The organism is Achromobacter sp. F4_2707 (assembly GCF_047501535.1).
Lineage (GTDB): Bacteria > Pseudomonadota > Gammaproteobacteria > Burkholderiales > Burkholderiaceae_B > Yanghanlia.
Window position 1 is genome coordinate 193073 of the sequence record NZ_JAZDRJ010000003.1, and the last position, 11890, is coordinate 204962.

Annotated in this window: 12 protein-coding genes and 1 tRNA gene; 9 read left to right on the plus strand and 4 right to left on the minus strand. The window is 55.9% G+C overall.

Features of this window, described 5'->3' with window-relative positions:
• Positions 1 to 55: 55 nt before the first annotated feature.
• The 7 genes from uvrB to VRY85_RS04575 all read left to right on the plus strand — a co-directional run bounded on the left by uvrB (position 56) and on the right by VRY85_RS04575 (position 6223).
• Positions 56 to 2086 carry an excinuclease ABC subunit UvrB gene (gene uvrB, locus VRY85_RS04545; RefSeq protein ID WP_414597499.1) on the plus strand — a complete coding sequence of 677 codons (2031 nt, stop codon included), beginning with the start codon at positions 56 to 58 and terminating at the stop codon, positions 2084 to 2086.
• A gap of 205 nt (positions 2087 to 2291) precedes the next feature.
• The gene (locus VRY85_RS04550; RefSeq protein WP_414597414.1) at positions 2292 to 2780 is read left to right on the plus strand and encodes a low molecular weight protein-tyrosine-phosphatase; all 489 of its coding nucleotides are present in this window, start codon (positions 2292 to 2294) and stop codon (positions 2778 to 2780) included.
• Between the two features lie 200 nt (positions 2781 to 2980).
• On the plus strand, positions 2981 to 3475 hold the full coding sequence (gene iscR, locus VRY85_RS04555; protein ID WP_414597415.1) for a Fe-S cluster assembly transcriptional regulator IscR: 495 nt from the start codon (positions 2981 to 2983) through the stop codon (positions 3473 to 3475).
• An 18-nt stretch (positions 3476 to 3493) separates the two neighbouring features.
• Positions 3494 to 4678, plus strand: a complete 1185-nt coding sequence (locus VRY85_RS04560) for an IscS subfamily cysteine desulfurase (RefSeq protein ID WP_414597500.1) — start codon at positions 3494 to 3496, stop codon at positions 4676 to 4678.
• A gap of 10 nt (positions 4679 to 4688) precedes the next feature.
• Positions 4689 to 5081: an iron-sulfur cluster assembly scaffold protein gene (locus VRY85_RS04565; protein WP_414597416.1), complete on the plus strand. Its 393-nt coding sequence runs from the start codon at positions 4689 to 4691 to the stop codon at positions 5079 to 5081.
• A complete protein-coding gene (gene iscA, locus VRY85_RS04570; RefSeq protein ID WP_414597417.1) occupies positions 5078 to 5404 on the plus strand; it encodes an iron-sulfur cluster assembly protein IscA in 327 nt (108 codons plus the stop codon). The genes VRY85_RS04565 and iscA overlap by 4 nt, the downstream gene beginning before the upstream one ends.
• Positions 5405 to 5452: 48 nt before the next feature.
• Positions 5453 to 6223 (plus strand): LamB/YcsF family protein, encoded by a 771-nt coding sequence (locus VRY85_RS04575; protein ID WP_414597418.1) that lies wholly within the window; start codon positions 5453 to 5455, stop codon positions 6221 to 6223.
• A gap of 21 nt (positions 6224 to 6244) precedes the next feature.
• Here the strand turns inward: VRY85_RS04575 and VRY85_RS04580 are convergent, their stop codons facing one another.
• Genes VRY85_RS04580 through VRY85_RS04595 form a run of 4 tightly spaced genes read right to left on the minus strand, consistent with a single transcriptional unit; the run spans position 6245 to position 10530 of the window.
• A complete protein-coding gene (locus tag VRY85_RS04580; protein ID WP_414597419.1) occupies positions 6245 to 7432 on the minus strand; it encodes a benzoate/H(+) symporter BenE family transporter in 1188 nt (395 codons plus the stop codon).
• A gap of 15 nt (positions 7433 to 7447) precedes the next feature.
• Positions 7448 to 7945: a thermonuclease family protein gene (locus tag VRY85_RS04585; RefSeq protein ID WP_414597420.1), complete on the minus strand. Its 498-nt coding sequence runs from the start codon at positions 7943 to 7945 to the stop codon at positions 7448 to 7450.
• Between the two features lie 31 nt (positions 7946 to 7976).
• On the minus strand, positions 7977 to 8414 hold the full coding sequence (locus VRY85_RS04590; protein ID WP_414597421.1) for a PaaI family thioesterase: 438 nt from the start codon (positions 8412 to 8414) through the stop codon (positions 7977 to 7979).
• A 22-nt stretch (positions 8415 to 8436) separates the two neighbouring features.
• Positions 8437 to 10530, minus strand: coding sequence for a putative bifunctional diguanylate cyclase/phosphodiesterase (locus VRY85_RS04595; RefSeq protein WP_414597422.1), 2094 nt, complete (start codon positions 10528 to 10530; stop codon positions 8437 to 8439).
• Between the two features lie 699 nt (positions 10531 to 11229).
• On the opposite strand from VRY85_RS04595, the gene VRY85_RS04600 reads away from it, so the two are divergent.
• On the plus strand, positions 11230 to 11487 hold the full coding sequence (locus tag VRY85_RS04600) for a hypothetical protein (RefSeq protein WP_414597423.1): 258 nt from the start codon (positions 11230 to 11232) through the stop codon (positions 11485 to 11487).
• A 125-nt stretch (positions 11488 to 11612) separates the two neighbouring features.
• A tRNA-Met gene (locus VRY85_RS04605) sits at positions 11613 to 11689 on the plus strand.
• Positions 11690 to 11890 lie beyond the last annotated feature (201 nt).

Genomic DNA, 11890 nt, shown 5'->3' on the forward strand with positions numbered 1-11890 from the left:
GTTCAAAGACCAGTAAGAATGTGATAATAAGGGGTTTCCCTTAAGTGTGTCCAGTATGGTCAAAGCGGCAGGTTTCGTCGAGTTTCCCGGTAGCCCTTTTCAGCTGTATCAACCGTATCCGCCCGCCGGCGATCAGCCGGCAGCTATTGATGCGCTGGTGGCGGGCCTGAATGACGGCCTTATGTACCAGACCTTGCTGGGCGTGACCGGCTCGGGGAAAACCTACACCATGGCCAACGTAATTGCCCGCACGGGCAGGCCTGCGTTGGTGCTGGCGCACAATAAAACCTTGGCGGCCCAGCTGTATGCGGAAATGCGGGAATTCTTCCCCCGCAACGCGGTGGAGTATTTCGTGTCTTACTACGATTACTACCAGCCCGAAGCCTATGTGCCGTCACGCGATCTCTTTATCGAGAAAGACTCCTCCATCAACGAGCACATCGAGCAGATGCGGCTGTCGGCGACCAAAAGCCTGCTGGAACGGCGCGACACCATTATTGTGGGCACGGTTTCGTGTATTTACGGTATTGGCAACCCAGGCGACTACCACGCCATGGTGCTGACCTTGCGCTCGGGCGACCGTATTCCTCGCCAGGAACTGCTGGCGCGTCTGGTGGCTATGCAGTACGACCGCAACGACGTGGAATTTTCGCGGGGGTGCTTTCGGGCGCGGGGCGAAACCATTGATGTGTTTCCTGCCGAACATGCAGAGCTGGCCCTGCGCATCACTTTGTTCGACGACGAAGTGGAAACGCTGGAAATGTTCGACCCGCTCACCGGCAAAGTGCAGCAGAAAGTGCCGCGTTTTACGGTGTTTCCCAGTTCTCACTATGTCACTCCGCGTGAAACCGTGCTGCGCGCCATCGAAACGATTAAGGTCGAGCTGCGCGAGCGGCTCGCGGAGCTTGTGGCAGAGGGCAAGCTGGTAGAAGCCCAGCGTTTGGAGCAACGCACCCGCTTCGACCTCGAAATGCTGCAGGAACTGGGCTTTTGCAAAGGGATCGAAAATTATTCACGGCACCTGTCTGGCGCCGCGCCGGGCGAGCCGCCGCCCACGCTGATTGATTACCTGCCATCCGAAGCGCTGATGTTCATCGATGAAAGTCACGTCACCATGGGCCAGTTGGGCGGCATGTATCTGGGAGACAGGTCGCGTAAATCTACCTTGGTGCAGTTCGGTTTTCGTTTGCCGTCAGCCTTGGATAACCGGCCGCTCAAACTAGAAGAGTTTGAACAGCGCATGCGCCAGACCATTTTTGTTTCCGCCACCCCGGGGGCGTACGAGGCGGAGCATTCCGATGAGATCGTTGAGCAGGTAGTGCGGCCTACCGGCCTGGTGGACCCCCTGGTGGAAGTGCGCCCGGCGGCCACTCAAGTCGATGACTTGTTGGGCGAAGTGCACCGCACGATTGCGCAGGGTGATCGCGTACTGGTGACCACGCTGACCAAGCGAATGGCCGAGGACCTCACCGACTACCTGATTGAGAACGGCTTGAAGGTACGCTACTTGCACTCGGATATCGACACCGTTGAGCGAGTGGAGATTATTCGCGATTTGCGGCTGGGCGTATTCGATGTTTTGGTAGGCATTAACTTGCTCCGGGAAGGGCTGGACCTTCCTGAAGTGTCGCTTGTCGCGATTCTGGATGCGGATAAAGAAGGGTTTCTGCGCTCGGAGCGCAGCTTGATTCAGACCATTGGCCGAGCGGCTCGCAACCTGAATGGCCGGGCTATTTTGTACGCTGACCGGATTACGGATTCCATGCGCCGCGCCATTGATGAAACAGAAAGGCGTCGGGCGCGGCAGTTGGAGTTCAACGCCAAGCACAATATCACGGCGCGGGGCGTAAACAAGGCAGTGCGCGAAATGATAGATGGCGTGCTTCACACCGCCGCTGACACCGCGGCGCCGGCAGAGCTGGAAGTGGCCCCAGAATTGCTACGAGACGACAAGGCTCTGGCGCGGGAAATTCGCCGATTGGAAAAACAGATGATGGATCACGCCCGCAATCTTGAGTTCGAGCAAGCCGCCGCAGCACGTGATGCCCTGAACCGCCTCAAGGAACAGGCGTTATTGAATTTATAAGTGGGATCGCTGTTTTTGTTGGTTTTTAACTACATTTAAAGCAGCGGTTTCATCTGGATGCAATCTCTTTATGGCTTTATGCATGAGTAACTATTGCTCATATTTGGCCTAGGGTTTACCATTAAATATTCCTTCTCGGTGCGGTGCAGCATTTGCTAGGCGCGGCCTTACGAGAAAGCCGACTCACCACTTTCCTGCCCAAAAGATGACCAAGGTACTGTTTGTTTGCACGGGTAATATTTGCCGCTCTCCCAGCGCTGAAGGCGTGTTCCGCCACATCGTGGAGGAGGCTGGCCTTGATGGCGTAATCAGCGTCGACTCTGCTGGCACGCATGCCTATCACGTGGGCGAGGCGCCTGATGTACGTTCGCAGGCTGCGGCTCGCAAGCGTGGTTACGAGCTGTCCCACTATGTGGCCCGTCAGGTTAAGGCGGATGATTTCCGCGAGTTCGATCTCATCTTGGCTATGGATTGGGAAAACCTTGCCGCGTTGCAGCAAATGTGCCCCAAGGTCTATCAGCATAAGCTCATGCTTCTGATGCGTTTTTCGAACGAGTACGAAGAAGCTACGGTGCCTGATCCCTACTATGGCGGCCCTGAAGGTTTTGCTAAGGTGCTCGATTACCTTGAAGACGCCTGTGAAGGGGTTATGGAGCTCGTACGCAAGCGCGCCTTGCAGTATCAGGCAGCATAAAGCCTGGCTCTAACGTTCCCCGATAGAGGATTGAGAAAAAACCGCGTCCCGAACGCGGTTTTTGCGTCTGAGCAACCAGTATTTGGCCGAGTACCCTATTAAATTACTCGGGTTTTGTTATAATTTATGCATCGACGTGGCCGTGCGGATAACCGTCTGGCGGCCATGCTTTCCAGCCTTTACAGGGGAAGGAGTCCGTCATGCGTTTGACAACAAAAGGGCGGTTCGCTGTTACAGCCATGATCGACTTGGCATTGCGACAACAGCGCGGGCCAGTCACGCTGGCCACAATCAGCGAACGCCAAAACATTTCCCTATCCTATCTTGAACAGCTTTTCGGCAAGCTGCGCCGCCACGAATTAGTAGACAGCGTGCGGGGGCCGGGCGGGGGGTATTCCCTGGCCAGGCTGGCGCGAAATATCACGGTGGCCGACATCATTTTCGCTGTGGATGAGCCCCTAGATGCTACCAATTGCGGTGGCAGGGGGAATTGCAAAGTGGGGCGTTCGCCTGGCGCAACGACCTGTATGACGCACGACCTCTGGATGACGCTTAACCGCAAAATGATTGACTACCTGGATTCTGTCTCGCTGCAAGACCTGGTTGACCAACAACGCATGCGTCAGCTTGAAGAAGCGACCAAAGCACAGTTGGCCGCCAAAGGCGAAGCCCTGATGAGCCGTCATCCTGCCTAGAAGGTCTGAATCATGGCAATGGAGCCTTTGAAGCACCCGCACCCCATTTACCTCGATTATGCTGCAACCACGCCTGTCGACCCGCGCGTGGTTGAGGCCATGCTGCCTTGGCTGGCGGAACACTTTGGCAACCCGGCCTCCAATACACACATATATGGTTGGGACGCCGAAGACGCAGTCGAGAACGCTCGCGAAGAGGTCGCCCGGCTCATTGGCGCCGACCCGCGTGAAATCGTCTGGACGTCCGGCGCCACGGAATCTAACAATTTGGCCCTTAAAGGCGCCGCCCAGTTTTATGCGGAGCGCGGCAAGCATATTGTCACGGTCTGCACGGAACATAAGGCGGTGCTTGATACCTGCCAAGAACTCGAACGGCAGGGGTTTGAAGTCACGTATCTGCCTGTCGCCGAGTCTGGCTTGGTTGATCCAGCCGCGTTTGCTGCGGCATTGCGTCCCGACACCATGCTGGCGTCGGTAATGGCTGTCAACAACGAGATCGGCGTCGTTCAAGACATTCCCGCCCTGGCTGCAATCTGCCAAGAGCGCGGTGTGCTGTTTCATGTTGATGCAGCCCAGGCGACGGGCAAGGTGGCCATCGATCTTTCAGAATGGCCGGTTGATCTGTTGTCCATGTCCGCCCACAAGACCTATGGGCCCAAGGGGGTAGGCGCTCTGTACGTAAGGCGTAAGCCACGTGTGCGTTTGCAGGCGCAAATCCATGGCGGTGGCCATGAAAAAGGTTATCGCTCCGGCACACTGGCTACCCATCAGATTGTCGGCATGGGAGAAGCCTTCCGTCTGGCGCGCCTTGAAATGGCCGAGGAATTGCTGCGTATCCAGGCATTGCGTGATCGTTTATGGGCCGGGCTGTCCACTTTGGAGCAAGTGTGGCTTAACGGCGATCCGCTGCGGCGAGTCCCTCATAACCTGAATGTCAGTTTTGCGCATGTGGAAGGCGAATCGCTGTTGGCCGGCCTCAAGGGCATTGCCGTTTCTAGCGGCTCCGCCTGTACCTCAGCGAGTCAAGAGCCTTCGTATGTCATGAAAGCCTTGGGCCGCAGCGATGAACTCGCGCGCAGCGCCATCCGTTTCAGCCTGGGGCGTCAGACCACTGAAGCCGATGTCGATGCGGCCATACTGGAAGTGCGTACCTTGGTCGAACGGCTGAGGAATCTGTCACCCCTCTGGGAAGTGGAAAGCTGAGAGGTGCCGCATGCGTATGGTATATAGTGAATTATTGACCGATCATTTCGAGCAGCCCCGCCATGTGGGGCGGTTTGAAGCTGATGCGACAGATGTCGGAACGGGCGTTGCGGGCACGCGTGAAACAGGCGGGGTCTTACGCTTGCAGATCCGCGTCACCAACAGCCTGATTTCCGACACGCGTTTCCAAGCTTACGGGCCGCCCGCGCTGATTGCTGCGGGCTCGTGGTTGGCTGAAGGGCTGGTTGGCACTTCCCTTGATCAAGCTCAGGCCCTGACTTACCAACCCATTGCCGAGGCTCTTGTACTGCCAACGGCGCGGCTGCATTTTGCATTACTGGCGGAAGACGCCATTCGCGCCGCCATTCAAGACTACAAAGACAAGCAAAAGGTGTATGCATGAACAACATCACAATCAGCGAACGGGCCGCTGAGCACATTGCCCGCTATCTCGATAAACGCGGCAAAGGCATTGGGCTGCGTCTTGGCATCAAGACAACCGGGTGTTCAGGCCTGGCCTACAAAATGGAATATGTAGACGAGCCACGCGCAGAAGATCTGCTCGTCGAGCAGCACGGGGTCAAACTATTTATCGATCCAGATAGCCTGCAATACATTGATGGCACTCAGGTCGATTTCGTGCGCGAAGGCTTGAACGAGGGTTTCAAATTCCTCAACCCCAACGAAAAAGCCAATTGCGGTTGCGGCGAATCGTTTACCGTTTGAATTGGCGCCAACCCGCCCACATCAAATAAAAACTGGAGGAGCACCGGGATGACGTTGTCCATCGATCTGAATTGCGACATGGGAGAAAGCTTTGGGCCTTGGGTCATGGGTAATGACGCTGAAGTCCTGCCGCTGGTAACTTCCGCCAATATCGCTTGTGGTTTTCATGCAGGCGACCCTGGCACCATGCGCAAAACAGTCGCAGCAGCGCTTGGCGAGGGCGTGGCCATTGGTGCGCATCCCGGCTTGCCTGACCTTTCCGGTTTTGGGCGTCGCAATATGGATATCACGCCGCAACAGGCTTACGACCTAGTTGTCGTACAAGTTGGCGCGCTGGCCGCCACTGCAGCCAGCCAAGGTGCGCGCCTGCACCATGTCAAGGCGCATGGCGCCTTGTACAACATGGCTGTGCGCGATATGTCTTTGGCCCGGGCGCTGGCGCAGGCGGTGCACGATATTGATCCTGCGCTGGTTTTTTACGCCTTGGCTTCCAGTGACATGGCGCGAGTGGCAGAAGATGTCGGCTTGGTTGTGGCGCACGAAGTGTTCGCCGATCGCAGCTACCAACCCGATGGCAGCCTCACCCCGCGCAGTCGGCCCGATGCCATGATTGAGGACCCGCAGCAGTCTATCCGGCAAGTATTACGTATGGTGCAGGAAGGGCGGGTTACTGCCGTCGATGGCACAGATGTAGAAGTCCGGGCCGACACGTTGTGCATACACGGCGACCAGCCCGGTGCCGTCGTTTTTGCCAGGGAAATACGCGCTGCGCTGCAAGAAGCGGGAATAGAAGTTAAAGCTGTTGCGCAGAAGGCATAAGCTGCCTGAAGCGTATTGGCCTTACACGCGCCGGGGGCTCAAGCCATGAACCAACATGCCAAGTAACAACCCCCAGAAAGCGCTGCCGATACCAAATAGGGCCAGCCCGGAGGCTGTCCCTAAAAAAGTCACAATGGCCGCATCGCGGCCTTTTTCTTCTTGTAGCGCCCCAGCCAAGCTACCTGCAATGGTTCCCAATAATGCCAGCCCGGCAATTGCGGCGACCAATTCGATGGGAAAAGCGGCGAAAAGGCTGACCACGGTGGCGCCGAAAATTCCCGTGAACAAATAGAACACGCCTGCCCACACTGCGGCCATATAGCGGCGCTGAGGCTCCGGGTCGGCGTCGCGGCTCATGCAGATAGCTGCTGTGATGGCTGCCAGATTGAATGAAAAGCCCCCAAAAGGGGCCAGTACGACGCCGGCGAGCCCGGTCCAGCTGATAAGGGGGCTGGCCGGTGTGGTGTAGCCGTTAGCGCGCAAGACTGCCAGCCCTGGCACGTTCTGCGATGTCATGCTGACAATGAACAAAGGCAGAGCCACGCCCACGAAAGCCGACCAGGAAAATTCAGGCAGCATAAGTACCGGCCGGGCGGGTGTCCAATCCAGGGTGTCGAGTCGCAACAAGCCCATCAGCCCTGCGCATACGATGCCCGCGGCCAAAGCGAGCGGAACGGTGTAGCGGGGGGTAATCAGGCGGGCGGCCAGCCAGGTTGCAAACATGGCGGCGACAAGCAACGGCTGTGACTGCATGGATGAGAAGGTGTCCATGCCAAAGCGCACGAGAATGCCTGCCAGCATAGCGGCGGCCAAATGGCGAGGCACCCATTCCATTAAGCGCTGAAAGGTACCGCTGGCGCCCGCCAGGGTGATTAGTACCGACGTAGATAAAAACACGCCAATAGCCTGATGCATGTTCAGGCCTTCCAGACCGGTGACCAGCAAGGCAGCACCAGGAGTGGACCAGGCAGTAAGAATAGGAGTGCGAAAGTATAAGGACAAGCCGATGCAGGTGGCGCCCATGCCGATGCCCAAGGCCCACATCCATGAGGACAACTCAGCCGGCGTGGCCCCGGCGGCCATGGCCGCCTGGAAAATAATCGCCACCGAACTGGTGTAGCCGACCAGCACTGCGACAAAACCTGCCGCCACATGCGAGACGGCAAATGGCATGCGTGAAGGGGGAGTTGTCGCGGCGGGGGCGCTCATCGTGCACTGTTCAGTTTAGTTTCGGTTGCGCTGCTCATAGCGCCACTGCCAGGGTGCTTGCGGGTTGCGCCGCCCCCACAGGCCGCTTCTGCTGGCTTTGGCCTGATCTTGTAAACGATACAGGCTGCGGTCTTTGACATAACGGTTGTACACCCAGGCCGAGCCCGAGGCTACCATTTCCTCATTGACGTTTTTGCCGTCGCAGAACACATCGCCCAGTATGCGATCGTACTGATCATGGCCATCGGTGAGGATGAGCGCCGTGGAGCCCGGGCGGCACAGCTTACGCAGATAATCGCGGGAACGCAGGCCGTGCGCCTGTTCGAGTTCGGGAGCGTCGATCTGTTGCATGCGTACGCGCAAGGTGCCGCGTTCGCCGGGGCAGAGCACTCTCATGCTGTCGCCATCGTGGACGGCGTTAACGGTGCATTCCAGCTGTTTTTGCGCATGAACCGGCGCTGACAGTAGCCAGCAGGCTGAAGCAAATAAAAGGGCAGGCAGCAATTGACGCATGGTAGATGTCCTCGAGCGTTGTGATGAGGATTCAGGCTTTATGACGAACATACTTGAACGTGCCGGACGCCGAGGCGACCAAGTGTTCGCCGTCCATCCAGACTTCTGATCGAGCGAAAAAAACGGTGCGTCCGATCTTTTCCGGGCGGCCCGATGCGATCAGCCATTTACCCTCACCACTATCAAGAAACTGGGTGGTGAGCGATAGTGTAACGGAATGGACGGCCGGCTCGCCTTCGGGGCGGTAGCAGCCGCTATATCCGGCTACCGAATCGAGCAAAGTACACAAGACTCCGCCATGGACGCGAGCTGTGCGGTTGGTCACATTCTTCACGATGGGTAAATGCATTTCTGCGTAGTCTTCCCGCCATACGGCGAGTTGTACGCCAAGCCAGTCCAAATAAGGGTTTTGTGTAGAAAGTGTTTGTCGTGCCGCCGTTTCCGGCGACAGAATGGAAGAGTTCTGCATTGTTTCTGAGAAAAAAGTGCTATCAGCGTTGGGCGCGCAGCTTTTCGGCCAGCGCTTCGGCCGTCATGGGACGACCGCTATAGTAGCCCTGAATCTGATCACAGCCACGGGCGCTCAGGTGCCGGTATTCTTCGGGGGTTTCCACCCCCTCGGCCACGACCATCAGCCCAAGAGTATGGGCGAGTGAAATAATGGCCTGAACAATGCCGATATTGCCGCGATCTTGCGTGATATTACTGATAAAAGAGCGGTCGATCTTGAGGGTATCGACCGCAAATCGCTTCAGGTGGGCGAGACTGGAATACCCGGTTCCGAAGTCGTCAATGGCGCTGCGCACACCCAACTCGCGCAGGCGTTGCAGTGTATGGATGGACTGGTTGACGTCGCTCATCAAGGCGCTTTCGGTGATTTCCACCTCAAGGTAATGCGGCGTCAGGCCGGTTTCTTCCAAGACCTGTACTACTTTATCGACTAAGTCGTCTCGTTCAAGCTGAATGGCTGAAATGTTGACGGCTATGGGTATGGGGCGATAACCAGCATTCTGCCAGCTGCGGTTCATACGGCAAGCTTCGCGCAGCACCCATTCCCCAATAGGGACAATCAGCCCGACTTCCTCGGCTAGAGGGATGAAGTCCGCCGGCGATATCATGCTGCCATCGGCGACGCGCCAGCGCAGCAGTGCTTCCGCCCCCACAATACGCCCGCTCAGGACTTCGATTTTGGGCTGATAATGCAGCAAGAATTCATCGTTGGCCAGCGCATTACGGAGCTTGTTAATCCATTCCAGGCGGTCAAAGGCCTTATTGCCCAGATTAGCGGTAAAGTGCCGATAATTATTCCGCCCCAGGGCTTTAGCACGGAACATGGCCGCATCGGCCTGACGCAGCATGGTGTCAGCGTCCGTGGCGTCGGAGGGCGCGATACTGATGCCGATACTACACGTGGCATGAATGTCGTACCCATTGACGCGCCATGGCTGAGCAATGCTGGTCAGGATAGCCTGTGCGGTGTGTGTGACGGCTTCGGGTGAAGGCAGGTTGTTGAGCAGCACAATGAATTCGTCGCCGCCCTGGCGTGCTACTGCGTCCGTGCTGCTCAGGCAGGCAGACAGCCGGCTGGCGACGATGCGCAGAAACTGGTCGCCTATCTGGTGGCCCAGGCTGTCATTCACATATTTAAACTGGTCGAGATCCACATACAGAATCGCCACGTACTTGCCAGGCGCTCGCTGTGCCAAGGCATCGGCTAGGCGTGTTGCCAGCGCATTGCGATTTAGCAGGCCGGTGAGCGTGTCGTGGGTGGCTTGGTAGTGGGCGACCGTTTCTTGTAGTTTACGTTCGCTGATGTCTTCGACTGTGCCTTCAAAAAACAGCAGCTTGCCGTTGTTATCTTTTACGATTCGAACGTTTTCAGATATCCAGATGATGGAACGGTCGCGCCGATAAACCTGCGATTCGAAATCCTTGACAACCCCTTCCTGAAAAATGAGATTCAGAAAATCTTTGCGCCGATTGGGGTCAACATAAAACTGGTTGTGAATGTTATCGATGCTGTGCAGCATGTTTTCGGGCGTGTCGTACCCAAGCATGCGGGCCATGGACGGGTTGGCGGTGATGAAACGGCCCGTCTCGGTCGATTGGTAGATGCCTTCAACCGTGTTCTCAAAAATGCTGCGATAGCGCCGTTCGGCTTCCCGATAGGCCTCTTCGGTTTCTTTCTTTGTGGTCGCATCTTGTATGTGACCGGCAATGAGCAACAAGCTGTTATTGCTGACTTCGCTGCGGTAGAGCGAGCCGTTTTCAGACACCCAGCGGTACTCGCCATTGCGATGGCGGATACGATATTCGATTGCATACCGTCGCCCCTGCCGGAGCGCTTCCAGAACCTGGTTGCGAACAATGGCTTGGTCGTTGGGATGTATAAGAACCCCAAAGGAAACAACATTGTTGTGGAGGAGTTCTTCAGGGTGGTAGCCCGTGAGATCCAGGCACCCAGCGCTGATAAACTCAAGTGTCCAGTGCTCATCCACGCGGGCACAGTAGACCACACCAGGCAGCGTCTGGATCAGGCTCTCAGGTGAGCAGATAAGTTCGGTCGGGCCCGTGTCGTTCATCATATGAGTGTGCGGCTCGGTGATTGGCGGTTATTGTAGGCTTGTGCCGCACCCCTGAGTGTACCCGCCGCTGATGGCTCCTGCATTTCAGGTGCTTGCCAGTTCGAAGTGGTACTAATTATATGTAATTGAAACTATATGTGGGGGGGCGCGCGCCTACGCGCAAGTCTACCGTGGAGGGCGGGGCAAGCGCAGCCGGTTCGCAGCGGACACGCTGAGGTCGATACCACGAGAGTGCTTCATTGCTTTCAGCAAGTAGGGTCAGCCCCTTGTCAGACCGTATTTGGCGGCCAAGAGGCTGGCTGGGTTTTTACTGAACAATGAACCTTAACTGCTTGATAAATATAAATTAATTTGTAATGTTTGCGGGTTTTACAGATGGTTGTTCACAGAAATTGGGGATAATCTCCAAGATGTGCTCACCTATGTGCGTATACGACGTGTGCAAAGGTAAATTTCGTCATTTTTTAATGATTTGGCTTTAGATTGATCAGGGCGATATAGAGCGTTGTTATTTCAAAGGATTTTTCAATTCTCAAAGGGTTTTCCCTTAAGTTGTGCACAGTTTATGGGGGTAATCCCCATGTATTGATAGGCTTTGGTTACATGGCGAAATATTGGTTCAGCGGTTCTGCATGACAATGACTCACACTTGCGCTTAACGCAGCGTTCCTATCGACAACCATTATTGGAGAAAGTGATATGGCATCACCTAGCGACAAGGCAAAAGAAGTGATTGAGGACGTAGCTGAGCACGCCGATAACGCGATTTCTAGTTCCGCCAGCAAAGCGTCAAACGCCACACGGCGCGCAAAAACGACGGCTCAGGACTTCGTTGACGACAGTACTGACGTGCTCGAAGGCGCGCTGATATGCGCAAAAGATATGGTGCGCGCCAACCCGATTGCCAGCGTTGCTATCGTGGCGGCATTGGCTTACTTATGTGGGCGCATGAAATAGCGCGATTTTTAAATAGAGGGGCCGGGTGCTTGACAAGCCCTTGTAAAACACGCTATAGTCATTCTTTCACTTGCAGAACAACGCAAGCAAGCACATGGTAATACATGTGTGTGAAACCAGTCAGACGCGGGGTGGAGCAGTCTGGCAGCTCGTCGGGCTCATAACCCGAAGGTCGTAGGTTCAAATCCTGCCCCCGCAACCAGCATTGCAAAAAGGCCGCTACATTATTTTGTAGCGGCCTTTTTGTATGGCGGCTCAGAATGAGTGTGTCTTCGCACTTATGTGGATACTTCCCGTGTTCGGTAAGGCTTATTCACCCGCCGCCTTTATGGCCCTTTTATGATCAGCGGATAAAAAACCAATAAATATCAATGGTTTGTGGGCGATGTTCTTTGGTTTTCCA